The sequence below is a fragment of the Arthrobacter sp. NicSoilB11 genome, assembly GCF_019977375.1.
GTDB lineage: Bacteria > Actinomycetota > Actinomycetes > Actinomycetales > Micrococcaceae > Arthrobacter.
Window position 1 is genome coordinate 3866482 of sequence record NZ_AP024657.1, and the last position, 25238, is coordinate 3891719.

Annotated in this window: 25 protein-coding genes; 16 read left to right on the forward strand and 9 right to left on the reverse strand. The window is 66.1% G+C overall.

Features of this window, described 5'->3' with window-relative positions:
* Window positions 1-39 precede the first annotated feature (39 nt).
* The 4 genes from LDO14_RS18055 to LDO14_RS18070 form a co-directional block, all read right to left on the reverse strand.
* Entirely contained in the window at window positions 40-990 is a 951-nt protein-coding gene (locus LDO14_RS18055) for a carbohydrate ABC transporter permease (RefSeq protein WP_018771750.1), read from the reverse strand.
* Window positions 990-1877, reverse strand: a complete 888-nt coding sequence (locus LDO14_RS18060; protein ID WP_026266149.1) for a sugar ABC transporter permease — start codon at window positions 1875-1877, stop codon at window positions 990-992. Before LDO14_RS18060 ends, LDO14_RS18055 begins: the two co-directional genes overlap by 1 nt.
* Before the next feature lie 66 nt (window positions 1878-1943).
* Window positions 1944-3227 (reverse strand): sugar ABC transporter substrate-binding protein, encoded by a 1284-nt coding sequence (locus LDO14_RS18065; protein ID WP_018771752.1) that lies wholly within the window; start codon window positions 3225-3227, stop codon window positions 1944-1946.
* 182 nt (window positions 3228-3409) lie between these two features.
* Window positions 3410-4282 carry a hypothetical protein gene (locus LDO14_RS18070; protein ID WP_223992802.1) on the reverse strand — a complete coding sequence of 291 codons (873 nt, stop codon included), beginning with the start codon at window positions 4280-4282 and terminating at the stop codon, window positions 3410-3412.
* Window positions 4283-4471: 189 nt separating this feature from the next.
* Between LDO14_RS18070 and LDO14_RS18075 the strand changes: the two genes are divergently transcribed.
* From LDO14_RS18075 to bcp, 7 genes are all read left to right on the forward strand, one after another.
* The gene (locus tag LDO14_RS18075) at window positions 4472-5272 is read left to right on the forward strand and encodes a TIM barrel protein (protein WP_223992803.1); all 801 of its coding nucleotides are present in this window, start codon (window positions 4472-4474) and stop codon (window positions 5270-5272) included.
* 112 nt (window positions 5273-5384) lie between these two features.
* Window positions 5385-6263 carry a 2-hydroxy-3-oxopropionate reductase gene (locus tag LDO14_RS18080; protein WP_263422486.1) on the forward strand — a complete coding sequence of 293 codons (879 nt, stop codon included), beginning with the start codon at window positions 5385-5387 and terminating at the stop codon, window positions 6261-6263.
* A gap of 166 nt (window positions 6264-6429) precedes the next feature.
* Window positions 6430-8220, forward strand: a complete 1791-nt coding sequence (gene gcl / locus LDO14_RS18085; protein ID WP_223992805.1) for a glyoxylate carboligase — start codon at window positions 6430-6432, stop codon at window positions 8218-8220.
* A 2-nt stretch (window positions 8221-8222) separates the two neighbouring features.
* Window positions 8223-9416, forward strand: coding sequence for a glycerate kinase (locus LDO14_RS18090; protein WP_018771756.1), 1194 nt, complete (start codon window positions 8223-8225; stop codon window positions 9414-9416).
* Entirely contained in the window at window positions 9409-10752 is a 1344-nt protein-coding gene (allB, locus tag LDO14_RS18095) for an allantoinase AllB (protein WP_056391695.1), read from the forward strand. The genes LDO14_RS18090 and allB overlap by 8 nt, the downstream gene beginning before the upstream one ends.
* A gap of 9 nt (window positions 10753-10761) precedes the next feature.
* Window positions 10762-11406, forward strand: coding sequence for a winged helix-turn-helix domain-containing protein (locus LDO14_RS18100; RefSeq protein ID WP_223992806.1), 645 nt, complete (start codon window positions 10762-10764; stop codon window positions 11404-11406).
* A gap of 81 nt (window positions 11407-11487) precedes the next feature.
* Entirely contained in the window at window positions 11488-11967 is a 480-nt protein-coding gene (gene bcp, locus LDO14_RS18105) for a thioredoxin-dependent thiol peroxidase (RefSeq protein ID WP_018771759.1), read from the forward strand.
* A 67-nt stretch (window positions 11968-12034) separates the two neighbouring features.
* Here the strand turns inward: bcp and LDO14_RS18110 are convergent, their stop codons facing one another.
* Window positions 12035-13429, reverse strand: coding sequence for an MFS transporter (locus tag LDO14_RS18110; RefSeq protein WP_134165092.1), 1395 nt, complete (start codon window positions 13427-13429; stop codon window positions 12035-12037).
* A 71-nt stretch (window positions 13430-13500) separates the two neighbouring features.
* Here LDO14_RS18110 and LDO14_RS18115 point away from each other — a divergent pair, with 71 nt between their 5' ends.
* A complete protein-coding gene (locus LDO14_RS18115; RefSeq protein ID WP_018771761.1) occupies window positions 13501-14073 on the forward strand; it encodes a GNAT family N-acetyltransferase in 573 nt (190 codons plus the stop codon).
* Between the two features lie 172 nt (window positions 14074-14245).
* Here LDO14_RS18115 and LDO14_RS18120 read toward each other — a convergent pair whose 3' ends face one another.
* Entirely contained in the window at window positions 14246-14527 is a 282-nt protein-coding gene (locus tag LDO14_RS18120) for a hypothetical protein (RefSeq protein WP_223992807.1), read from the reverse strand.
* Between the two features lie 245 nt (window positions 14528-14772).
* Here LDO14_RS18120 and LDO14_RS18125 point away from each other — a divergent pair, with 245 nt between their 5' ends.
* The 8 genes from LDO14_RS18125 to LDO14_RS18160 all read left to right on the forward strand — a co-directional run bounded on the left by LDO14_RS18125 (window position 14773) and on the right by LDO14_RS18160 (window position 22815).
* Window positions 14773-15885 (forward strand): SpoIIE family protein phosphatase, encoded by a 1113-nt coding sequence (locus tag LDO14_RS18125; protein ID WP_134165090.1) that lies wholly within the window; start codon window positions 14773-14775, stop codon window positions 15883-15885.
* Entirely contained in the window at window positions 15882-17840 is a 1959-nt protein-coding gene (locus LDO14_RS18130; protein ID WP_134165089.1) for a glycosyltransferase, read from the forward strand. Before LDO14_RS18125 ends, LDO14_RS18130 begins: the two co-directional genes overlap by 4 nt.
* Window positions 17840-18172, forward strand: coding sequence for an STAS domain-containing protein (locus tag LDO14_RS18135; RefSeq protein WP_134165088.1), 333 nt, complete (start codon window positions 17840-17842; stop codon window positions 18170-18172). Before LDO14_RS18130 ends, LDO14_RS18135 begins: the two co-directional genes overlap by 1 nt.
* Window positions 18165-18590, forward strand: a complete 426-nt coding sequence (locus LDO14_RS18140) for an ATP-binding protein (RefSeq protein ID WP_223992810.1) — start codon at window positions 18165-18167, stop codon at window positions 18588-18590. Before LDO14_RS18135 ends, LDO14_RS18140 begins: the two co-directional genes overlap by 8 nt.
* Before the next feature lie 195 nt (window positions 18591-18785).
* Window positions 18786-19283, forward strand: a complete 498-nt coding sequence (gene uraD, locus LDO14_RS18145) for a 2-oxo-4-hydroxy-4-carboxy-5-ureidoimidazoline decarboxylase (protein ID WP_056392068.1) — start codon at window positions 18786-18788, stop codon at window positions 19281-19283.
* A complete protein-coding gene (uraH, locus tag LDO14_RS18150) occupies window positions 19280-19618 on the forward strand; it encodes a hydroxyisourate hydrolase (protein ID WP_018771769.1) in 339 nt (112 codons plus the stop codon). The genes uraD and uraH overlap by 4 nt, the downstream gene beginning before the upstream one ends.
* A gap of 81 nt (window positions 19619-19699) precedes the next feature.
* A complete protein-coding gene (locus tag LDO14_RS18155; RefSeq protein WP_134165087.1) occupies window positions 19700-20509 on the forward strand; it encodes an IclR family transcriptional regulator in 810 nt (269 codons plus the stop codon).
* A gap of 386 nt (window positions 20510-20895) precedes the next feature.
* A complete protein-coding gene (locus tag LDO14_RS18160) occupies window positions 20896-22815 on the forward strand; it encodes a BCCT family transporter (protein ID WP_056391711.1) in 1920 nt (639 codons plus the stop codon).
* Window positions 22816-22880: 65 nt separating this feature from the next.
* On the opposite strand, the gene LDO14_RS18165 is transcribed toward LDO14_RS18160, so the two are convergent.
* From LDO14_RS18165 to hxlB, 3 genes are all read right to left on the reverse strand, one after another.
* On the reverse strand, window positions 22881-23858 hold the full coding sequence (locus tag LDO14_RS18165) for a glucose-6-phosphate dehydrogenase assembly protein OpcA (protein ID WP_223992812.1): 978 nt from the start codon (window positions 23856-23858) through the stop codon (window positions 22881-22883).
* A 102-nt stretch (window positions 23859-23960) separates the two neighbouring features.
* Window positions 23961-24584 (reverse strand): 3-hexulose-6-phosphate synthase, encoded by a 624-nt coding sequence (gene hxlA, locus LDO14_RS18170; protein WP_018771773.1) that lies wholly within the window; start codon window positions 24582-24584, stop codon window positions 23961-23963.
* A gap of 54 nt (window positions 24585-24638) precedes the next feature.
* Window positions 24639-25238: a 6-phospho-3-hexuloisomerase gene (hxlB, locus tag LDO14_RS18175; protein ID WP_134165085.1), complete on the reverse strand. Its 600-nt coding sequence runs from the start codon at window positions 25236-25238 to the stop codon at window positions 24639-24641.

Here is a 25238-nt window from a genome sequence, read left to right on the forward strand (position 1 = left end):
GCCCCTGGGGCTACCAGTAGGCTACTCGTTGCTGGTGATCTAGCCCTTGACGGCGCCGAGGGTCATGCCCGCCACGATCCTGCGCTGCAGGAGCAGCGTGAGGAGGATGACGGGGATGGAATACACGGCGGCGAGGGCCGTCATGGATCCCCAGTCCAGGCCAAACTGCGTCTGGAAGTTCGCGATCACCACGGGCGTTGTCTGGGAGCGGATGGCCGTCATCAGTAGCGCGAACAGGAACTCGTTCCAGGAGGCCAGGAAGGCGAAGATGGCTGTGACCGCGATGCCGCCGGACACCACCGGGATCACCACGCGCCACAGGGCTCCCAGCCGGCTGCACCCGTCCACGGTGGCCGCTTCCTCCAGGTCCTTCGGCACCGCTTCGAAGAAGCTGGACATGAGCCAGATCGAGAGCGGCAAGGAAATGGTGGTGTGGGCGATGGACAGTGCAATGGGAGTGTCGGCCAACCCCATTGAGGCCATCATGGACGCCAGCGGGATTCCGATGGCCACCGGCGGCACCATCCGGGTCACCAGCGCGGCCATGATGAAGATCCGGCCGCTGAGGGTCTTGTACCGGGTGATGCCGTATGCCGCCGGCACCGCCAGCACCAGCGAAAGCACGGTACTGATGATGGCCGTCTGGATGCTGTTGATGAACGACGCCGGCACGCCGCTGCGGCCCAGCGCATTGGCGTAGTTCTCCAGCGTCCACTCCCGGGGAAGGATGGTGGGCGGCACCGCGATGGTGTCGATCGGCGTCTTAAAGGACGTGAACAGCAGGTACAGGAACGGGAACCCGTACAGCACCATCGCTGCCGCCAGGAGGACCCACAGCAGGGTTCGGGTGCCGCGCCGGCCTGCTTCCAGCCCTTCCCGGTTCACACCGCGGCGCTTGCGTTCCTTGCCTGTGGCGACCGGCGCCGAAGGTGCCCCGGGCGCCATGGCCGTGGCCCCGCCGTCGTGCCTGACTCTTTCTGCGGTTCTCATCAGTTGTCCTTCCCTGGCCGCCAAATGGTCGATACCGCCACGAAGGCGACGGCAAGCATGGCCAGCAGGTAGAGGGTGCCCATGGCGCTTGCCAGCCCGGGGTCTCCGAACCGGATCATGGTCCGGTAAATCAGCAGGCTCATGGTTTCCGAGGCGGACTGCGGTCCGCCATTGGTTTGGATGAGGATGGTGTCAAAGGCGCGGGCTGCGTCGATGCCGCGGACCACCAGGGCGACGGCGATGACCGGCCGCAGCAGGGGCAGGATGATCCGGAACAGCAGTGCCGGTGCGCGTGCACCGTCCAGCCGTGCTGCCTCGATCAGGTCACCGGGGATGTTTTGCAGGCCTGCGAAGAGCACCAGGCACATGAACGATGTGGTCAGCCAGATGTCAGGGACGGCCACCGAGTAGAGCACGATGCCCGGGTCCGACAGCCAGCCGATCTGGTTGGGGTCGGACAGGATCCCCGCCTGGTGCAGGAGGGTTCCGATCAGGCCGAAGTTGTCGATCATCAGGAATTTCCACAGCAGGCCGGCCACGATGGGGGCGATCATCAGCGGATACATGAAGACGGTCCGCCAGATCTGGGAGCTCTTGCCCAGCATGGTGAACAGCAGCGCCATGCCCAGGCCCAGCGCGAATTCCAGCGTGACCACCACCAGGGTGTAGGCAAGTGTCCGCCACCCTGCGCCGGTGAAGGCCTCCGAGGCGAAGGCCCTGACGTAGTTGTCCAGGCCTACGAACTCGCGGGAGCCGCCGGCAATCGGGGAAATCTTGAAGAAGCTGTCCGCCACCAGGCGGAACAGCGGAAAGGCCACAAAAACTGCCAGGAACAGCGCCGCTGGTGTCATCAGGAACAATGCGAAGCGGCGATCGGAGATACGCACGGTTTTCTCTTCCGCTGGTTGGGGCCGCGGCCGGCGCCGGTGAGTCAGGCGCCGGCCGCGGGGGTCTTACTTAAGGAGGTCCTCGATCTGCTTTTTGGCATCGGCGAGGAGAGTTGCGGAGTCACCGCCGGCGACAGCCTTCTGGAGCATGGGCACCAGCACGGTGTCCACGATCTGCTGCCACTTTTCGGTAGCGGGGCGCGTGGCCGTGGCCTTGCCGTTGAGGGTCTGGATCAGGGGCTTGAAGCTCTCATAGCCTGGCTTGTCCTGGTATTTCTCGAAGGCGGAGATGCGTGCGGCCAGGCCAAGATTCGACTCGATGCCCTTGTCGTTGTAGTCGTAGGCGCACTTGACGAACTTCTTGGCGGCGTCCGCGTTCTTGGTGGCTTTCGGTACGGACAGGTACCAGGGGCCTGGCACGCCGCCGACGCCGGCTGAACCGGCGATCATGGGTGCAGCACCAACCTTGCCGGCCACTGCCGAGTCCTTGGGGATCTGGCGGTAAGCGTGGGCCCAGAAACGGGTCATGGCCGTCTTGCCCTGGTTGAACAGGTTCTGCGCGGCAGCCCAGTCAACCTGTGCGGCACCCGAGGGCGCGTCCTTGACGAGGCTGGTGTAGAAGTCCAGGGCTTCCTTGTGGGCGGCGTTGTCGATGACCACCTTGTTGTTCGCATCCAGGACCATGGGCGAGCCGGCCTGCAGGACGTGGGCAAGCCATTCGGTTTCCACACCGCCCTTGACGTCGGTTCCGTACATGCCGTCCTTGGTGAAGAACGCGGAAATGTCCTGGTACTGCTTCCATGTTGTAGGGGCGGCGAGCCCGTAGCCGTACTTGGCCTGGAAGTCAGCCTTGTTCTTGGCGTCCTCGAACAGATCCTTGCGGTACAGGATGATTTCCGCGTTGGTCCAGGCGGGCATCCCGATGAAATGGCCGTCCACGTTGGCTTCCTTGACCAACGCCGGGAAGATGTCCTTCTTTGCCTCATCGGTAAAGAGTTCGTCAATGGGCTGGACGGCGTCCTTGAAGCTGGGCAGCCAGACGGAGTCCAGGGCGGCGACGTCGAAGGAGACGGTGCCGGAGGAAAATTCGCTGGAGAGACGGTTGAACATGCCGTCGTAGGGCAGTTCGACGAAGTTGACGTCGACGCCGGTTTCCTTCTTGCATTGTTCCGCGACGCCCGTCAGCTCGGCGTGGCCGCCGGCTTCCACCAGGACGTTTACGGTGCTGGTGCCGGCGCTCCCGGACGATGATGCCGGGCCCCCTGCGCCGCACCCGGAGGCAGCCAGGGCGACGACGGTGCAGATACCGCCGATGGTGGCGAGCCTGTTGATGTTTTTACGAGTGGACATCGCTGTCGACTCACTTTCTCTTGAACGGAAACGGAGAGACTATCGGGGTGAAAAATCGTTTTGCCAAAACGACTTGGCATTTACTTTAGGTTTCACCGGGGAAAGGTGTCAAGTGTCACAGCGGAAGAACCGTCCAGGGAAAGAAATCCCAAGAAAGAAGTCCCGGGAAGCCGCCCGCAGGTTCAGGCAGTGACCGGCAGCACCAGGAGATAGCCGGTGGGGAGCCCGCTGCTCCAGCGGCGCGGCTCCCGCACCACGAACTGGGTGGCCAGCTCCTCGGGGGTCAGCAGGCTGTTGGGAACAGGCGACGGGCCCCACTGTCCACTGCCGTACGGGTACAGCGGATCCAGGACGCGGATGCCGGTCACGGCGAAGTCGGAGAATTGCCGGGGGTCGCCGAGGGATTCGAACCCGCTCATCACCCAGGCGTGCCTGCCGCTCCACATGACCAGTCCCACCGGCCGGCCCGTGTCGGTAATGGCCCGGGCCGCCGTCCTCACCGCTTCCGGATAGTCGGGAATGCTTACCACCCGGTACGGTCCCATTCCCGATTCGGTGAGCACCTGGGCCCAGCCAAAGGGGTTGGCACCGTTGAACGAATCAGAGGAACGGGCGCGCGCCATCTCCCACAGTTCATTCTGCTGCGCACGGTCAGCCCAGGTGCCCCCGCCCGTATCGTCAATAAGGTTGTGCGCCATCTGGATGCTCGCGGCAACGCACCAGTCAAAGGTGTACTGCGGAACGAAGTCACCCTCCCGGTAGAGGTTCAGGGCGAACGGCTGCGGCACCGGGGCAGGGACGGGTGCCGGTGCCGGCGAAGGCTCCGAGGCGGGGAGGGAAGCCTGGACCGGAGCCGCCGGATCACTGGAAACAGGCGGGGCAGTAAGGGCCGCACCACCTGCAGCGCCCCCCGGCAGGCCAGTCTCCGCGGAGGCCGAAGCCGGAGCGGGAGCCGTGGCGGCCTCCTGCAGGCCCGCCACGGGAACACAGGCCGCAAGGAATCCGGCCAGGGCAACGAGCCAGGCCAGGAGACGCAGGCGGGCACCGGTGGTCATCGCTCGAGTCCATTCCTGTTGAGCGGGCTTACCTCATACCAGTCTCCTGCCCCCGGCTCGCCTTGACTACCCCACCCCACCTTCCCTACACTTTTCATAAAGCAGAATCTAAATTCCACAAAGCGGAAACCGCAAGGGAGCCGGAAGCAAGGGAAGATAGATCAAAGCCCCTCCTCGGAAGGACCTACGATGACGTACACAGTGAACTGCTCCATCCTCCTCACGGAGCTTCCCCTGCTCGAGCGCCCTGCCGCGGCAAAGGCAGCCGGCTTTGACGCCGTCGAGTTCTGGTGGCCTTTCGAGACCTCCGTTCCGGCGGACAGCGAGATCACCAAGTTCGAGAACGCCATCACGGACGCCGGCGTCCAGCTCACCGGGCTGAACTTCAACGCCGGCAACATGCCCGGCGGCGACCGGGGCCTGGTCTCCTGGAAGGGACGCTGCTCGGAGTTCAAGGACAACGTGGACGTTGTTGCCGGCATCGGCGGGCGCCTGGGCTGCAAGGCCTTCAACGCCCTCTACGGCAACAGGCAGGACGAATTCACCCCTGAAGAACAGGACGAACTGGCTGTCAGGAACCTGGCGGCAGCGGCAGAAGGGGTTGCCCGCATCGGCGGCACCGTCCTCCTGGAACCGGTCAGCGGCGCACCCAGGTACCCGCTCTTCACCGCCGACGACGCACTCAGGGTCATTGCCCGCGTCAAGGCCGAGGCCGGCGCCGGCAACATCAAGCTCCTCGCCGACTTCTACCACCTGGCCGTCAACGGCGACGACGTCCCGGCCGTGATCGAAAACCACGCCAAGGACTTCGGCCACATCCAGATCGCCGACAACCCCGGCCGCGGCGCCCCCGGCACCGGCACCCTCCCGCTCGGCGAATGGATCGCCCGCAGCCGCGAACTCGGCTACGAGGGCTACATCGGTCTGGAGTACAAGGAACCGCAGGAGACGGCCTTCAGCTGGGCCATCCGCGAACGCATCGCCAAGTAGTCCCCACCCGCCCAACTAACTCGCAGTAGTTGTCGTTATGAGCGTTCAAAACGACAACAAATGCGAGTCAGTTGGGAAACCACGAACAGACTTTTCAGGAAAGAGAACCATCATGAGCAACGTTGCAGTCATCGGACTCGGAATCATGGGCCTGCCCATGGCCATCAACCTGGTCAAGGCCGGCCACACCGTCACCGGCTTCAACCGCAGCCAGGACAAGATCGACAAGCTGGTCTCCGAAGGCGGCAAGGGCGCCACCAGCATCGCGGACGCCGTCAAGGATGCCGACGTCGTCATCACCATGGTGCCGGACTCCCCCGACGTCGAGGGCGTGGTCAGCGGCAAGGATGGTGTCTTCGCCAACGCCAAGCAGGGCGCCCTCTGGATCGACGCCTCCAGCATTCGCCCCGACGTCGCCGTCCGCCTCGCGGCAGACGCCAGGGAAGCAGGCATCCGCCCCCTCGACGCCCCGGTTTCCGGCGGCGAACAGGGCGCCATCGACGCCGTCCTTTCCATCATGGTGGGCGGGGACAAGGCTGACTTTGACGACGCCCAGGACGTCCTGAATGCCGTCGGCAAAACCATCGTCCACGTGGGCCCCTCCGGATCCGGCCAGACCGTCAAGGCAGCCAACCAGCTGATCGTTGCGGTCAACATCGAAGTCCTCGGCGAGGCCATCGCCTTCCTCGAGGCCTACGGCGTGGACACCGACGCCGCCCTCAAGGTCCTCGGCGGCGGCCTGGCCGGTTCCAAGGTCCTGGAGCAGAAGGGCCAGAAGATGCTGGACCGCAACTTCGATCCCGGCTTCCGCCTGGCCCTGCACCACAAGGACCTGGGCATCGTCACCTCCGCCGCCCGCGAAGCCAACGTGGCCATCCCGCTCGGCGCCGTCGTCGCCCAACTCGTCGCCGCCACCGTCAGCCAGGGTGACGGCGCACTGGACCACTCCGGACTCTTCAAGCAGGTCCTCCAGCTCAGCGGCCGCAAGTAACCCTCACGCAGCCCAGCCGGCCGCCCCGAAAACGGGGCACATTGACACGGACACGCCGGCCGCCGTCGTAATTTACGACGCCGACACTCCCAAAGTGCCCCGCGACCGCCGGGCCTTCCTTCAGCACACCCAAAAACAGACTTCCCAAGCTTTCAAGGAGCACCCCATGAGCAAGATGCGTACCGTTGATGCAGCGGTGGCCATCCTGGAAAAGGAAGGCGCCATCGAGGCGTTCGGCCTGCCAGGCGCCGCGATCAACCCCTTCTATTCCGCAATGCGCGCCCACGGCGGCATCCGCCACACCCTGGCCCGCCACGTTGAAGGCGCCAGCCACATGGCCGACGGCTTCAGCCGCGCCAAGGACGGCAACATCGGCATCTGCATCGGCACCTCCGGCCCTGCCGGCACCGACATGATCACCGGCCTCTACGCCGCCTGGGCAGACTCCATCCCCATGCTCTGCATCACCGGCCAGGCCCCGGTTGCCAAGCTGCACAAGGAAGACTTCCAGGCCGTGGACATCGAGTCCATCGCCAAGCCCGTGACCAAGATGGCCATGACCATCCTGGAGCCGGGCCAGGTTCCGGGCGCCTTCCAGAAGGCCTTCCAGCTGATGCGCTCCGGCCGCCCCGGCCCGGTTCTCCTGGACCTGCCCATCGACGTTCAAATGGCCGAGATCGAGTTCGACATCGATACCTACGAGCCCCTTCCCGTCGAAAAGCCCAAGGCCTCCCGCAAGCAGCTGGAAAAGGCCCTGGACATGCTGACCGCGGCCAAGCACCCGCTGATCGTGGCCGGCGGCGGCATCATCAACGCCGGCGCCTCCGCGCAGCTGGTGGAACTGGCCGAAACCCTCAACATTCCGGTCATTCCCACCCTGATGGGCTGGGGCACCATCCCGGATGACCACCGCCTGATGGCCGGCATGGTGGGCCTGCAGACCAGCCACCGCTACGGCAACGAGAACTATTTGCAGAGCGACTTCGTGATCGGCATCGGCAACCGCTGGGCCAACCGCCACACGGGCGGCCTGGACACCTACACCGCCGGCCGCAAGTTCGTGCACATCGACATCGAGCCCACCCAGATCGGCCGCGTGTTCTCCCCGGACCTGGGCATCGCGTCCGACGCCGGCGCGGCGCTGGCAGGGCTGGTTGAGCTCGCCAAAGAGCGCAAGGCGGCAGGGTCCCTGCCGGACTACACCGCCTGGGTTGCCGAGTGCCAGGACCGCAAGGCCTCCCTGCACCGCAAGACGCACTTCGAGAACATCCCCATCAAGCCGCAGCGCGTGTACGAGGAGATGAACAAGTCCTTCGGCCGCGACACCATCTACGTGTCCACCATCGGCCTGTCCCAGATCGCCGGGGCCCAGATGCTCCACGTGTTCGGTCCCCGCAAATGGATCAACGCCGGCCAGGCAGGCCCGCTGGGCTGGACCGCCCCGGCAGCGCTTGGCGTGGTCCGTGGCAAGCCGGATGAGACCGTGGTGGCCCTCTCCGGCGACTACGACTTCCAGTTCATGATCGAGGAACTGGCTGTGGGCGCCCAGTTCAACCTCCCCTACATCCACGTGGTGGTGAACAACTCCTACCTGGGCCTGATCCGCCAGTCCCAGCGCGGGTTCAACATGGAGCAGAACGTGTCCCTGGCGTTCGAGAACATCAACAGCGCACACCTGTCCGAGGACACCCGCGGCTACGGCGTTGACCACCTCAAGGTGGCCGAGGGCCTGGGCTGCAAGGCCGTCCGTGTGGAGGACCCCAACGACCTCGCCGCCGCGTTCGACAAGGCCAAGGCGCTCATGGGCGAGTTCCAGGTTCCCGTGGTGGTGGAAGTGATCCTGGAAAAGGTCACCAACATCTCCATGGGCGTGGAAATCAACGCCGTCAACGAGTTCGAGCCCCTGGCCGAGACTGCCGCAGACGCACCCACCGCCATCCTGGCCCTGCAGGCATAACCATGCGCGTGGTTATCGCCCCGGACAAGTTCAAGGGTTCGCTGTCCGCGCCGGAGGTCTGCAGCCACCTGGAGCGGGGCCTGCAGCGCGGGGCCGGCGGGAACCTTGACGTGGTCCGGATTCCGGTGGCCGACGGCGGCGAGGGCACCCTCGACGCCGCCGTCGGCTCCGGCTTCACCCGCCGGAGCGCAACGGTCACCGGTCCCAGCGGGCAGCCCGTGGATGCGGACTTCGCCGTCCGCGGGCACGAAGCCGTCATCGAGATGGCCACGGCATCCGGGCTCGCGCTGATGCCGGGCGTCCGGAACGGCGGCAGGCCGGGCTCGGCTGACGCCACCACAGCCACCAGCCTGGGCACGGGCCAGCTCATCAGGGCCGCCCTGGACGCCGGCTGCCGGCGGATCATCCTGGGCGTGGGCGGCAGCGCCAACACCGACGGCGGCGCGGGGCTCCTGCAGGGGCTTGGTGCCAGGTTCCTGGACAGCAGGAACAACGAACTTCCACCGGGCGGGGCTGCGCTGGCAAACCTGCACAGCATCGACTTCACCGATTTCGAGCCCCGGCTGGTGGACACCCGCTTTGTGCTGGCATCCGACGTCGACAACCCGCTGCTGGGCGCCCAGGGCGCCCCGGCGGTTTTCGGCCCGCAAAAGGGAGCCACACAACAGGACGTCGGCATGCTCGACGCCGCCCTGGCCAGGTTTGTCGAAGTCCTGGCCAGGGAAATCGGATTCCGCGCCGTCAAGGCTGCCGAGGCTCCCGGAGCCGGGGCAGCCGGCGGCGTGGGCTACGCCGCCATCGCCGTCCTGGCCGCCACGCGGCGGCCGGGGATCGACGTCGTCCTTGAATTCACGGAACTGGAGCAGCGGCTGGCCGGCGCCGACCTGGTGATCACCGGCGAAGGCAGCCTGGATGAGCAAAGCCTGCTGGGCAAGACCCCCATGGGTGTTGCCCGGGCTGCTGCGGCGCAGGGCGTTCCGGTCATCGCCGTCTGCGGCCGGACCACCCTGGACCAGGGCCAGGCAGCGGCCGCAGGATTCGAGGATGTTTACGCTTTGACGGCGCTCGAAACCGATGTAAACAGGTGCATAGCAGAGGCAGGGCCGCTGCTGGAGCAGCTGGGCACCCAAATCAGTGCGGGGCTGGCAGCCAACAGGCCTGCCGCCGCAAGTACCAAGGAGGACCTCCGTGTCTGAAGAACGTTTCGACCTCGTCATCCGGGGCCGGCGCATCCTGACCACCGCCGGCATCGCGCCACGCGAGGTGGGCGTCCGCAACGGCAAGATCGTGGCCCTCGAACCGCTCGGCAACGGCCTGGCCGGCGCCGAGATCATCGACCTCGCCGACGACGAGACGCTGCTCCCGGGCCTGGTGGACACCCACGTCCACGTCAACGAGCCCGGCCGCACCGAGTGGGAGGGCTTCGCCTCTGCCACCCGGGCCGCGGCAGCGGGCGGCGTGACCACCATCATCGACATGCCCCTGAACTCCGTTCCGCCCACCACCACGGTGGAAAACCTCAAGCTCAAGCGCGAGGTGGCCGAAGACCAGGCGTTCATCGACGTCGGGTTCTGGGGCGGTGCCATCCCCGGCAACAAGGCCGATCTGCGCCCCCTGCATGATGAGGGCGTCTTCGGCTTCAAGTGCTTCCTCCTGCACTCCGGCGTGGACGAGTTCCCGCACCTGGACGCGGACGAGATGGAGGAGGACATGGCCGAGCTCAAGTCCTTCGACTCCCTCATGATCGTCCACGCCGAGGACTCGCACGCGATTGACCGCGCCCCGCACCCCGGCGGCGACCACTACTCCACGTTCCTTGCCTCCCGCCCCCGTGGCGCCGAGAACAAGGCCATCGCCGAGGTCATCGAACGGGCCCGCTGGACCGGTGCGCGTGCGCACATCCTGCACCTGTCGTCGTCGGACGCGCTGCCCATGATCGCCAGCGCAAAGCGCGACGGCGTCAAGCTCACCGTGGAGACGTGCCCGCACTACCTGACCCTGATGGCGGAAGAGATCCCGGACGGTGCCACCGCCTACAAGTGCTGCCCACCCATCCGGGAGGCCTCCAACCGGGAGCTGCTGTGGCAGGGCCTCCTGGACGGCACCATCGACTGCATCGTCTCGGACCACTCCCCCTCCACGCTGGACCTGAAGGATCTGGAAAACGGGGACTTCGCCGTGGCCTGGGGCGGCGTCTCCTCGCTGCAGCTGGGCCTGTCCCTGATCTGGACCGAGGCTCGGCACCGCGGCATCCCGCTGGAACAGGTGGTGTCCTGGATGGCGGAGAAGCCCGCCGGACTGGCCCGCCTCACCAACAAGGGCCAGCTGGCGCTGGGCTACGACGCCGACTTCGCCGTCTTTGCGCCCGACGAGGCCTTCGTGGTGGACGTGTCCAAGCTCAAGCACAAGAACCCCATCACCCCGTACGACGGCAAAGCCCTGTCCGGCGTGGTGCGCAAGACCTTCCTCCGCGGCGCCGTAGTGGACGGCCAGACCCCCACGGGCAGGCTGATCCGCCGCGGCGGCGTCTAGGGAGACGCCATGGCAGTGGAAGCGCACTATCCGGGGGCGGGGGCGCGGCCGGGATTTCCTTCACGCAAGGCCGCCGCCCGCGGTCTCGCCGTGTGGGTGGTTCCGGCCGAAGGAACCAGCCCGGAACTCCTGCGCCACGCCGCCCAAATGGTCCTGGCAAGGGCCCTCGAAACTGCTCCGGAGGCGGAAGTCCATTGGCCTGCCGCCGGAGCCCCCACGTCCGCCGCGGAAGGAGCCGCAGCCGACTCCTCTCCGGTTCCCTCCGCGGCGGAGAACCCCGGCGCAACTGATGACGACGGCGGCACCCGCCTGCCGCCGTCGGCCGGCCCCGTCAGCCGGGTCGCCGTGGACCTCGCCGCCGACACCGTCCTGCTGGACGGCAGGCCCGTGGCCCTGACCGGCGTCGAATACAAAGTGCTGCGCTACCTGGTGACCCACCTGTCACGGACGGTGGGCCGCGAGGAACTGCAGGAGTTCCTGGAGTCCCTCGATTTCCCCGGCGCCACGGCACGCTCCATCGACGTCTACGTGGGCAGGATCCGCAAGAAACTGGGCAACGCCCGCCATGCCGTGGCAACTGTCCGCGGCGGCGGGTACCAGTTTGTGCCGGGTCCGCACGCTGCAGTTCGTGGACCGGCGGAATACTGCATATGACGCGCTGGTTTGTATCAGTAAGCGGCAACCCGCTTCACTTGATGTTTGGCCATCACTGACCGAGTCTTACAAAGGAACGCCATGAGCCCCACCCTGACCACCAAGCTTCAGCCCGGCACCCCGGCTCCTGAATTCACCCTCCGGGACGCCCAGGGCCGGGAGACCTCCTTGGCCGATTACCGTGGCAAGAACGTCATTGTCTACTTCTACCCGAAGGCCGCCACCCCCGGCTGCACCACCGAGGCCTGCGACTTCCGCGACAGCCTCGCCTCCCTCCAGGGCAAGGGCTACGAAGTCATCGGGGTTTCCCCGGATGCCCAGGAAGCCCTGGCCGGCTTCAGCGGCGACTTCTCCCTGACCTTCCCCCTGCTCTCGGACCCCGACCATGCCGTTGCCCTGGCCTATGGCGCCTGGGGCGAGAAGCTGGTCAAGGGCGAAATCCACGAAGGCATTGTCCGCTCCACCGTTGTGGTGGACCCCGAAGGCAAAGTCACCCTGGCCCAGTACCAGGTGCAGGCCGACGGCCACGTCGCCCGCCTCAAGGAGGCCCTGGGCGTCTAGGACGATCCATCACCTGCTGCGGGTTTTCCCGGACGCTTCCGCACGTGCTGCGGGAGCGTCCGGGCGTTTAACCACCTGCCTTCGCCTCCGCCGCCACGTGGGCATACGAAGCCGAAACCCGGCGGTAAACGGGAGTCAGGAAGGCCAGCAGGGCGGCCGCGATCATGATGATGCCAGCCACCAGGAAAACCAGGGCGATTCCGCGGGAGGTGCCCCCGCCAAGCAGCGGGTCCAGTCGGGCTGCACCTTCCGCTGACCGTGCGTACGGGATGATCCAGAACTGGGCAATGGGCGCGATGACGAACGCGGTGACCGGTGCGGCAGCGGACTCGAATGCCATGGCGAAGCCAAAAACGCGCCCCTGCCGCTCCAACGGCACCACCCGTTGGATGACGGTCTGCTCGGCCGCCTCCACGAACGGGACCAGCACCAGGTACAGCCAGATCCCCAGGATGTAGAGCCACGCCCACTCCCGCAGCGTGAAGACCGCACCCAGCACTCCCATGGCCGCCACCGCAACCAGCAGGGTGCGCAGGGGGTTGGCGCCGAGCCCGAACTTGCCGATCAAGGCGCCGCCGATGATGAACCCGGTGGATCCGACCGCAAAGACAGCACCCCACATCTGCACTGAGAACATTTCCAGCCCGTACGGATCCATCAGCGCCATGTACACGCCGCCGATGAAGTTGTTGAACGTGGAGAACAGGATCAGCGCGAACAGCCCCGAAATGGCCAGCACTGCCGCGATCGAGCCCCTCAGGTCGAACCCGCCGCGGGCGTCTGTTGCCGCGGGCCGCACCTCCTCGGGCATCCGCAGGGTCAGCAGGTGGGCGAAGGCCAGCGCCGTGAGCACCAGCGCGACGGCGATGGTCCAGCCCATGCCCAGCAGACCGACGGACAATCCGGACAGCAGGGAGGTGACAATGAACATCAGCCCCTGCACCATCCCCACTAGCCCGTTGGCATTGGCACGGCGCTCCGGTTCGATGAGGATGGTGACGGTGGTGGACAGGGCAATGTTCCGCAGGTTCTCCACCACGGCGCCGACCAGGATGACCAGAGTGAAGATCCAGAACCATGCCTGCCCCAGGTCCAGCAGTGACGCGGCAGGCACCAGCAGGAACATCACCCCGGACAGCACAAACATGACCAGCGTGAAGCAGGCAGCGAAGCGCATCACGGCCAGCTTGCGGCAGCGGTCCACGAAGGTGCCGAAGCTGATGCTGGAGAGGGCAATCAGCAGCATGTACGCGCCGCCCACCACCCCGGTGGCAATCACGTTCCGCGTCTCCAGGTACAACCAAAAAGTCAGCGCGAACCACAAATAGCTGGTGGTGATGTTGGCCAGGGCTGTGTTCACCAGGATGCCGGTGAAGGTGCGGGAGCGCTCTGCCGGGCTCCGCAGGAAGGTGCCGGTGGAGTCGGAATCCGCAGCCGCCCTGCCCGGTTCCTGCTCGGTCATGCGTCCCAGTGTAGTGACGGCGCCCGCCTTTTGGTCCCCCCTGTTTCGCGCGTGGGTGTCAGGATAGTTCCATGGCGATCGAGGTTCGTCCGGCAACAATTTTCGAGGACGTGAAGACACTGGTGGGGCCCAAACGGCCGGATGCCACCGTCTGCTGGTGCCTGAGCTACCGCATCCCGTCCCGCCAGAACGTCTCCCTCCGTGGCGGGGAACGCGGGGAGCTGGTCCGCCAGTTGGTGGCCCAGGATCCCCCGCCCGGCATTGTGGCGTACGACGGCGGCGAACCCGTTGGGTGGGCAGCGGTCCATCCGCGGGCGGACACGGCCTTTGCCCGCAACAGGAAGATCCCGCATGTGGACAACCAGGACGTGTGGTCGGTGTGGTGCCTGCGCGTCCGTCCCGGCCACCGCGGCAAAGGCATCTCGCACGTTCTGCTGGCAGGCGCCGTGGAGATGGCCCGCTCCTATGGGGCCCCGGCCATCGAGGGTTATCCGGTGGACAACAACGGCCGCAAGGTGGACCTCACCATGGCCTACGTGGGCACCCGGAAGCTGTTCGAGGATACTGGCTTCACCAAGGCTGCGGACACCACCTCGGTGCTCAACGGCTTCCCCCGGGTGCTGATGCGGCTGCAACTGGAATAACTGCGCTACTTCCGGTGCCAGTACTTTCGCCAATCGACTTCCATGGCCCACAGCGCCAGCAGCATCGCGTCCATGGTCATGAGTCCAGCCATCAGGTACGACCAACCGACAAACAAACTCACAGCAATCTCCTGACTATCCCCAGCCAATCGATTGCTGCTAAGTGTGGCACCTAGAGCGCCGCTACGGAATGCCCTCCACCCGCAGTCTTGAAAAGGATTCCCAGCCTGTGGTGCGCCTCGGTCTCGAGCTTGAGCCGGCGGGTCAGTTTCTCCACGTGCCGGGACATCTCCTCCCCCACGGGGAGCCGGTCTCCGGGCCAGCTGGAAACTTCCCGCGATTCGGCCAGCGCGTTCTCCAGTTCCCTGGCCGCTGCCCGCACTTTTCGTGAGTGGAAATAGAGGCGAAGCAATGCCTTGGCCTTGTCCGCTCCCCTCTTTTTGACTTGTTCCATGCCGCTTCCCCGCTCTCCGCAAACCATGCAGCCCGCCGCGTGGCCCGTCGTCGGGCTTTTCCGCCTGCACGCTGCTGCGTTCCTTCGAGTGTGACGTCCGTTCCTCAACGTCCCGGCAAGCAGATGCCAAGATTTCCGCAAGATCTGCTGAGGGGGCCGCATACAACGTTTCTGTCAGCGAAGTCACCGGAAACTGTGGAGCCTAAGACATGCCCCGTGCGCCTTAATACTGTAGAAGTAGAGCTATGGTCTCTCCCCCCGAAACCCGCCGTGCCGTGGTCATCGAAGACGACCCCGACATCCGCGGGCTCCTGGTCCGCGTCCTGGTGAAGCAGGGTTTCGACGTCACCCAGGCCGGGGCAGGGCTCCCGGGGGTGGAGGAAGTCCGCCGCACCAGGCCGGACCTGGTAACCCTGGACCTGAACCTGCCGGACCTTGACGGGCTGGAGGTCTGCAAGCTCCTTCGTGAGTTCTCGGACGCGTTCATCGTGATGCTCACCGCCCGTGCGGACGAACTCGACAAGCTGACCGGCCTGGACAACGGCGCCGACGAATACATCAGCAAGCCGTTCAGCCCCCGGGAACTGCAGTCCCGGATCAATGCACTGTTCCGGCGCCGGCCCTCAGCCGCGGCGGAGTCCGCCGCCCGGGGCGAGCTGGAACGCGCCACCGAAGTGCAGCAAAGCCTCCTGCCCAAGGAAGACATCCGGGTTGACGGTTACGACGTGGCGGGCCTCTTCCGCCCGTCCCGAAGCGTGGGCGGCGACTTCTACGATTGGTACCAGACGCCGGACGGGCTCCACCTCACTTTCGCCGATGCCATGGGCAAAGGCATGGGGGCGGCGCTGATCGCGGCAACAGTCCGCGCAGTAATGCGTTCCACGGGCCTGCGGCAGGACCTCGACGCCGGGTTCGGCGCCGCCAGCAAGGCGATCGCCGCCGACCTGGACTCCTCCAACTCATTTGTCACCCTGTTCCATGCCCGCCTGGACGCGGCATCAGGCAAGGTCAGCTATGTAGACGCCGGGCACGGCCTTGCGCTGCATGTCCAGCCGGCCGGACCGGCGGACCGCCTCCCCTCCGGCGGACCACCGGTTGGCGCCTGGCCGGGGACCCAGTGGCCGCAGGCGGGCCTGGAGCTGGCCCCGGGCGACTCGCTGGTTGTGGTCAGCGACGGAGTGCTGGATGTGTTCGGGTCAGTGGAGGACTTCACCGAGGCAGTGCAGCACGCAACGCAGTCCGCAGGTACGGCGCAGGAAGCAAGCAACTCCATCCTGGCCCTGGCCCCCGCAGAAACCGCCGAAGACGACGTCACGGTGGTTGTGGTCCGCCGCCTGCCCGTGGAGGTGCCGGCTTGACCCGCTTCTGGACCCGCGTGGTGGTTGTCCTGACCGTCCTGACCGGCCTGAACTACATCGCGTGGCGCTGGATGGCGTCCCTCAACTGGGACGCCTGGTGGATCGCCCTGCCGTTGGTGGTGGCCGAAACCTACAGCCTCATCGACGTCATGCTCTTCGGCATGACCGTGTGGAAACTGAGGATCCGCAAAGGCGCTCCCGCGCCGCCGCACGATGCAACCGTGGACGTCTTCATCACCACCTACAACGAAGACCTGGACATGGTCCTCACCACCGCACTGGCGGCCCAGAAGATCCGGCACCCGCACAGCACCTGGATCCTGGACGACGGCGCCCGGCCCGAGCTCAAGGCCCTGGCCGAACAGCATGGCCTGGGCTACGTCACCCGCAGCGAAGACTGGACCAAGGACCTCCCCCGCCACGCCAAGGCCGGGAACCTGAACAACGCCCTCATGGTGACCCACGGCGAGTTCCTGCTGATCCTGGACGCGGACCAGATCCCGGAGCCGGACATCCTGGAAAAGACCCTGGGCTACTTCAACAACCGCCGGGTGGCCCTGGTCCAAACCCCCCAATACTTCAGCAATGTGCCGGCCGATGATCCGCTAGGCAGCCAGGCGCCCCTGTTTTACGGTCCCATCCAGCAGGGCAAGGACGGCTGGAATGCCGCCTTCTTCTGCGGCTCCAACGCCATCCTTCGCCGCGAGGCCCTGATGCAGCTGGGCCTGGTGGGCTACGTCAAGGAAACCGAGAAGAGTATCCGCCGTGCCCTGGCCGCATCCCGGGCAGCCATCAAGCAGGCCCGCAAGTCAGCAGACGTGGATTCTCCCCTGGTGGCCGAGGTCCTCGACGAGGTGGAGGCAGCCACCCGCGAGGCCCAGGAGGAAGTGGACGCCGGCAGGCCACTCAGCGAGGTCACGTACCGCGTCCGCCGCCGCGTGGATGCCGCCGTCCAGATTCTGGTCCAGGCCGACGTCGCCGCCCTGCAGGCCGACCTCGAAGAGATCGCCGCCATGGAACTGGCCCACGTGGGCGAGTCCGGCGTCCCGGTGGTGACGGACGACGCCGTCCAGCGCATGTCCGCCCGTGACTGGTCGCCGCTGGGCGCCCTGGAATCCGTCCAGGCCGTCCTGGATGCGCTGACCGTGGAGCGCAGCGACGAGGCCCAGCCGGTAATGCCGCTGGCCACCATCTCCGTCACCGAGGACATGGCCACCGCCATGCGCATGCACGCCATGGGCTGGGAGAGCGTCTACCACCACGAGATCCTGGCCTACGGCCTGGCGCCGGAGGACCTGAAGACCATGCTCACCCAGCGCCTCCGCTGGGCGCAGGGCACCATCCAGGTGCTGCTCCGCGAAAACCCGCTGGTCCAGAAGGGCCTCAAGCTCGGCCAGCGCCTGATGTACTTCGCCACCATGTGGACCTACCTCAGCGGGTTCGCCGCGGTCATCTACTTCGCGGCCCCCATCATCTACCTGCTGCTGGGCATCCTGCCGGTCAGCAGCCTGAGCTGGGACTTCTTCATCCGCTTCATCCCGTTCATGGTGGTCAACCAGCTGCTGTTCGCCGTGGCCGGCCGCGGAATCCCCACCTGGCGCGGGCAGCAGTACAGCCTGGCGCTGTTCCCCACCTGGATCAAGGCATGCACGACGGCGGCCCGTAACGTGTGGTTCGGCCGTCCCCTTGGGTTCGCGGTCACCCCCAAGGCGCGGCAAAGCGGCGGACCCAGCTGGAGCCTCATCCGGCCCCAGATCGTGGTGTCCATCCTGCTTGCCGTCGCCGCCGTCGTCGGAATCATCCGCCTTGCCGCCGGGCTGGCGGAACCGCTGGGCACCCTGGTCAATGTTGTCTGGGTGGTTTTCGACCTGGTGGTCATGAGCATCCTGGTCCGCGCCGTGCTCTACAAGGGGTACGAACCGGCCGCAGAACCTGCAAACAGAGAGGAACCCTGATGGAGTTCAGTTACGAGGTCAAAGATTCGTACGCGGAAGTCAAGGCGGACGGGCGGCTCAACATGGTCTCCGCGCCCAAGCTGCGCGAGTTCGTCACGGATGTCATTGTCGGCGGGTCCAACCGGATCGTGGTGAACCTGGAAAACACCGCCTTCATGGATTCCTCCGGGCTGGGCGCGCTGATCGGCTGCCTCAAGGCGGCCCGCCAGGCCGGCGGCGACCTGCGGATCGCGGCGGTGCAGCCCCAGGTGAACATGGTCCTGAAGCTCACCAGCATGGACAAGGTCCTTACGGCGTATGCCACAGCCGAAGAGGCGTTCGGCAATGACTGAGGTCCTGGCCTCGCGCAGCTTCCGGGGGCCTGCTGCCGAGGACGCCATCGAAGCGGTCCACAACGACCTGGACAGCCTCTGGCTGGACGTTCCGTTCGTCAACGACATGGACCAGATGACGTTTACCACCGCAGTCATCGAGTCCGCCTCCAACATCGTCCAGCACGCAAGGCCCGCCGGGGACCGGGAGGTGGAACTGGGGGTGGAGACCACCGTGCAGCCCACGCTGCTGCAGGCCCGGGTGAGTGCCTACAACGCCAAGCCACCGTACGGCCCCATGGAGCCGGCCACGCCCGGCGACGACGCCGAGTCGGGCCGCGGCCTGGCGCTGATCGAGGCGCTGGTCACCACGGTGACCTTCGAGCGCCAGGGTGCCACCAACACCTGGGTCCTTTCCAGGACGTCCTCCAAGGATTAGGACTGCCCCTGCCGGAGCTGCGCGCCGCCGCTTGACACGGCCACGCGGCTGTTCTTGAATATTACGTATGCTGAAATAACAGTTCCATGATGCGGAAGCCTTGTTTGGGGAAATCCCCGAACAGGCGCCGGGTTCTCCGGCATCCGCATAGCCGTCACCATGGATGCCAGCATGACCATCGAGGAATACGCCAGCATGAAGCTTGCCGAATTCAACGCCGCCGGCTCCGCCGCGGCCCAGGCCACCCTCCGGCCCTGCATCGACGTCAGCCGCTGGGTGGAGGCGGTGGCAGCAGCCCGGCCGTTCGCCAGCCGGGACCAGCTGCTGGAGTTCGCCGCCCAGGCAGCCAACCCCTTCACTCCTGCGGAGGTTGACGCCGCCATGGCCCACCACCCCAGGATCGGGGAACGTCCGACGGCGGCCAGCACCGAGGCGTCCATGTCCCGTTCCGAGCAGGCCGGGGTGGATCCGGCCGATGCTGCGGCAGCAGAAGCCCTGGCCCGGGGGAACCGCGAGTACGAGGAGAAGTTCGGCCGCGTCTTCCTGATCCGGGCCGCCGGACGCACCGCTCCGGAAATCCTGCAGGCCCTGAACCAGCGGCTCGGCAATTCCCCGCAGGAGGAAGACACCATCGTGGCCCAGCAGCTGCGCGAAATCGCCGTACTGCGGCTTGAAGGACTGATCAGCGAATGAGCGTTTCCCACGTGACCACCCACATCCTCGACACCGGCGCCGGGCGCCCGGCGGCGGGGGTCGCCGTCGTCCTTTTGAAGAACGACGGCGGTACCTGGCGCGAGCTGGCCACCTCCAGCACGGACGCCGACGGCCGGGCGAAGGACCTGGGGCCTGAACAGCTGGAGCCCGGGCACTACAAGTTGAACTTCGCCACGGGCACGTACTACGCCGGCCTGCAGACCGCGACGTTCTTCCCTGAAGTGGACCTGGTCTTCGAAGTCACCGGCCCGGAGCATTACCACGTTCCTTTGCTCCTGAGCCCGTTCGCGTACTCCACCTACCGCGGCAGCTAGGCCGGCCTGGGGGCGCCCGGGTGTCAAGCGCGTTAACCCAATGTCACCGCCGTCACAGTTTCCGGCATAGGATCAGGAAGTATGGCTTCGAATAGAGACCCTGAATCCGATACCGATGCCGAAGGCGGCCAGTCCGGCGGCGTGCAGTCCGTGGAGCGCGCCCTGACCGTCCTGGAGATCCTCGCCCGGGAAGGGCACGCGGGCGTGAGCGAAATAGCCGAGGAAATGGGGATCCACAAGTCCACCGTCTCCCGGCTGATGGGATCGCTGGTGACCCGCGAGATGGTGCACCAGAACAGCGAGCGGGGCAAGTACCAGCTCGGTTTTGGAATCCTGCGCCTGGCCAGTTCCATCCCCGGGCGGCTCAGCCTGGTCCGCGAGGCACGGCCCGTCCTGGAAAGCCTGGCCGACGAATTCAAGGAAACCGTCAACCTCGCGGTCCTGCGCTCGAACTACGCGGTGAATGTGGACCAGGCCATGGGCCCGTCCACCCTGGCCACCTACGACTGGGTGGGGAGCCTCACCCCGCTGCACGCCACGTCCAGCGGCAAAGTCCTCCTGGCTGCCCTGGAGGCGGACGACCGGGACCGTATCCTCAAGGAGACGGGCCTTGCTGCCCGGACTGCCCGCACCATCACCAGCCGCAAGGAACTGGACGCACAGCTGCTCGAGGTAGCCGCCAAGGGGTACTCCGTGGTGCACGAGGAGTTCGAGATCGGCCTGAATGCCGTGGCGGTGCCGGTCTACAACCACCAGGGCACCGTGATTGGCGCCCTCAGCATCTCCGGCCCGGCCTTCCGGTTCGACCCCGAGAAGATTCCTGGCCTGCTCGAATCGCTCAAGGAAGCCGGGCTCCAGGTCAGCGCCAATATGGGGTACACGCGGAAATGACACAACAATGGCCCCGGGCAGTGCCCGGGGCCATTGTTGTGTCCCCGAACGGTTGGCCTGCCCTTTCGCCTATGCGGGAGCCGCTGCCGGCGCACTGAACCCGGACGCTGGAGCGCAACAACAAGCGCACTATGCAACAGCTCGGTCCGGCGACACAATGCGCCCCAAGAGGTTCACGCTGCCTGGCATCCTTGACTTTCAAAGTGACGTACAGCACTCTTGTTGCTTAGCGCGAACTCTGTTGATCTTTGCGGAACACCTCCCCCATGGGGCTCAAGGCCCTGCCACCGCTGGCGAACGGCCACGCGGCAATTCACCCCCGGATTGCTCTGCCCGATTCCCAGCACTAAACGCAAGCCCATGGACTAGCCAAAGGACCCGCTTTCATGGCCATTAATAGTGATCTAACCTCCGCCAAGCCAAAAGTGCCGCCTTCAGATGGCGCTCCCCCCGAGCCTCTGGACACCGACCAAGAGGAATCGACAGCCGCCCTTCCCGCCGTCAACGAACACAAGCAGATTCTGGCCGAACTGCGGCTGAGTAACAGGGAGCAGGCCGTCTCCCAGCGCCGCGACCGGAAGCTGACGCTGGACAAGGCCACGTTCGGCATCACCGGCGCCATTGCCCTTGCCTTCGTGGTGTGGGGATTTGCCGACAAGGACAGCCTGGCCACCACTTCCAAGGACGCCCTGGACTGGGTCATGGAATACACCGGCTGGCTCTTCATGGTCCTGGCGTCCCTGTTCGTCGTGTTTGTCCTGTGGCTGGCCATGGGCAAGTTCGGCAACATTCCGCTGGGCAAGGACGGTGAGAAACCCGAATTCCGCACGGTGTCATGGATCGCCATGATGTTCGCCGCCGGAATGGGCATCGGCCTGATGTTTTATGGGGTGGCCGAGCCGCTGTACCACTTCGTTTCTCCCCCGCCCGGAACGGTTGACGGGCGCACCCCGGCAGCCATCCAGACTGCCATGGCCACCTCGATTTTCCACTGGACCCTGCACCCCTGGGCCATGTATGCGGTGGTGGGCATTGCCATGGCCTATGGCACCTACCGGCTGGGACGCAGGCAACTGATCTCCGCCGCCTTCACCTCGTTGTTCGGCATCAGGACCGTTGAGGGGCCGGTGGGCAAGGTCATCAACATCCTGGCCATCTTCGCCACCCTCTTCGGTACCGCCGCGTCACTGGGTCTTGGCGCCCTGCAGATCGGCAGCGGCTTCACCTCGAACGGCTGGACAGGCGAGATCGGAACACCCGTGCTCGTGGCCATCGTGGCCATCCTGACAGCGTGCTTCATCGCCTCCGCCGTGTCCGGCATCAGCCGTGGAATCCAGTGGCTGTCCAACGTCAACATGGTCCTTGCAGTGGTCCTCGCCGCCATCGTCTTCGTGGCGGGCCCCACTCTTTTCATCCTCAACCTCATCCCCTCGGCGGTGGGCGACTATCTGCGCGACCTGGCCGAAATGTCCTCCCGCACCGAGGCCGTTGGCGACGAGGCGCTGCGGACCTGGATGTCCGGCTGGACCATCTTCTATTGGGCCTGGTGGATTTCCTGGACGCCCTTCGTGGGCATGTTCATCGCCAGGATCAGCCGCGGCCGGACCATCCGGCAGTTCGTCACCGGCGTACTGCTGGTCCCCAGCATTGTCAGCGTCATCTGGTTTGGCATCTTCGGCGGTACGGCCTTCCACATCCAGCAGGAAGCTGACAAAGCCGGCACGCCGGGCCTAATGACCGTCACCGACGGCAAGGCAACCATCGATTTTGACGGCGCCCTGTTCAACCTGGTGAAGAACCTCCCCCTGCCGGAGTGGATGATTGCGGCCGTAATTGTCCTGGCCATGGTCCTGGTGGCAATCTTCTTCATTACCGGTGCTGATTCCGCCTCCCTGATCATGGCGTCGCTGAGCTCCAACGGCAGCTCCGACCCCAAGCGTGCCCTGGTCATCTTCTGGGGCGCCCTCACCGGCGCCGTGGCCGCCGTCATGCTTTTGGCCGGCGGTGACCAGCCCTCCGAAGCGTTGTCGGGCCTGCAGCGGATCACCATCGTCGCTGCCCTGCCCTTCGTGATCGTCATGCTGTTGCTTTGTTTCGCCATCACCAAGGACCTGCGCAGGGACCCCCTTTCCCTGCGCCGCCGGCTGGCGGACTCTGTGGTGGAACGGGCTATCCGGGCGGGCGTGGAGCAACACCGGGGCGCGCAGTTCGACCTTGTGACAAAGCACGAGTGCGCAGAAGAGTGCGCCGATGGCCAGAGGTGCCCGGGCAAGGGGCAGGATCTGGAGAAGGCAGCCACACGTTAGGTAAACACCCGAATTTGGCCCCGGCGCATCATGCGCCGGGGCCAAATCCTTTAATGGCCCTGCGGCTAGGCCACCACCATGCAACCCTGCAGCTGGTAACCGGCCTCAGGCACCGGCTGCACTTGCCTGTCCGCGCACAAACGCCCCACGGTGGCCAGCACCTCACCGAAAACAGGGTCCGGCTGGAGGCGGCGGAGTTCTTCGGCGAGGCATTCGCTGAGGCTGCGGCGTGGGAGCGGGATCCGCTGGGCAGGGTGGCCGGGTTGGGTGAGTTCGGCGACGAAGCCTCCGGGGCGGAGAAGCTGAATCCGACCGTCGGCCAGCGTGAGGCTCACTCGGCCAAGGCCCGATCCTGCCGGTCCTGCAACCTTGTTCACAGGTACGTCCAGCGCGAGCTTGAGCCAGGCAGCCATCAGCAGCGGGCTGGGGGAATCCGGGGCGCCCTCCACCTCGGCGGCAAGCACCAAGGATGGGTCGACCTGGTCCAGGGCTGCTGCGAGCTGGATCCGCCAGTTGGTCAGTCGGGTCCAGGCGAGGTCGGTGTCGCCGGCCTTGTAGGTGCGGTGGATCCGTTCCAGTGCGGCCTGGGGGTCGGGTTCGTTCGCGGAGTCGGTGATCCTGCGGTGCGCGATCGCGCCGATGGAGGTCTCGCACGCGTTCGCGGGGGCGCCGTGCGGCCACCAGGCCACGATCGGGGCGTCCGGAAGCAGCAGCGCGGCCATCAGGGACCCGGACTCGTGGGCCAGTTGGCCATAGCCGCGCAGCACGATCACTTCCGAGGCGCCGGCGTCCCCGCCGACCCGGATCTGCGCGTCGAGCCGGTCTTCGGCGTACTTCCCGGCGTCGGCGAGGACGATGATCCGGCAGGGGTGTTCCCGGCTGGCGTCGTTCGCGGCCTCGATCGCTTCTTCCTCGAGCCCGGACTTGGTCACGACCACCAGGGTCAGGACCCGGCCCAGCGCGATCACGCCGCCCTGCTCGCGCAGGGCCATGAGTTTCTTGGACACCTTCGAGGTAGTGGTGTCGGGCAGGTTAACGATCATGGCCTTCTCCAGGTTCGTCCGCCACGGAATGGGCTCGATGAGGGCATGGCACAGCGGCGGCCCCACCCCGGTCCAGGTGGAGCCGCCGCCGTATGCCAGGGCCTAGTTGATGGCAGCCTGGAGTTCCTTGGCGGCCAGAGCCGGATCTGCGGCGCCGTAGATGGCGCCGCCGGCCACCGCCACGTCGGCTCCTGCGGCCTGGACGGCTGCGATGGTGCTGACGTTCACGCCGCCTGCCACGGAGAAGGGCACCTGCGATTCTTCGCCCGCGCGTAGCAGTCCAGTCAGGTCGAACCCGGGCTTTGCCTGCTCGTCCAGGCCCGCGTGCATCTCGACGAACTTCGCACCCAGGGCGCGCACTTCCCTGGCCCGGGTGGCCTTGTCCGCGATGCCGATCAGGTCAACGACGACGCCCTTGCTGTGTGCCTTTGCGGCCTTGACGGCGCCCGCGATCGTGGAGTCATCGGCGGAGCCGAGCACGGTGACCAGGTCGGCGCCCGCCTTGAAGGCGATGTCGGCTTCGAGTTCGCCGGCGTCCATGGTCTTCATGTCGGCGAAAACCAGCTTGTCCGGGTGGGCTTCCTTGATGGCCGTAACGGCGGAGAGGCCCGCAGCCTTGATGAGGGGCGTGCCCAGTTCGATGATGTCCACGTATTCAGCGACCTTGCCGGCCAGCTCGAGGGCGTCCTCGACGGTGAGGAGGTCAATGGCTACCTGAAGTTTCATTGCTTCTTCTTTCTGTTGGGGTTTTGTCCAAAGGACTGGAAAGTCGGGAAAGGTCTATTCGAGGTTGGCGTGGCGCAGCCACAACTGCTCGGCGGGGACGTCGGCGTTGTCCCAGAGTGTTTGGAACACCGCCTCCGTTGCCACGAAGAGCACCTGTTCGAAGAGGCTCCCGGAGTACTGGCGGGAGACGCCCGAGCCGTGGTCGGTCTTTTGCTGGGCCGGGAGCAGCACGACGGCGTCAGCCAGTCCTGCGAGTGCCGAACCGGGGTTGGCAGTGAAGGCGACGATCCGGGCCCCCGCCTTGGCGGCGGTCTCGGCGGCCTTCACGATCCCCGACGTGCTGCCGGAGCCCGATGCGACGAGCAGAAGGTCACCCTTCCGGATGGCGGGGGTGGTGGTGTCCCCGGCCACGTGGACCACGAGGCCGAGGTGCATCAGCCGCATCGCTGCCATCCTCAGCACCAGGCCGCTGCGGCCTGCCCCGGCCACAAAGACGCGGTCGGCGTTCTCCAGCATCGAGACCGCCTGGCGCAGCCTGTCCGGGCTGATGCGGGCCGCGGTGTCTGCGATCTCCCTTAACACCAGGGAGATATTGCCCGTGATGGCCCCGCCGGTTGCTTCCACCGCGGGAGCGGTCAGAACGGTTGAGTCCAT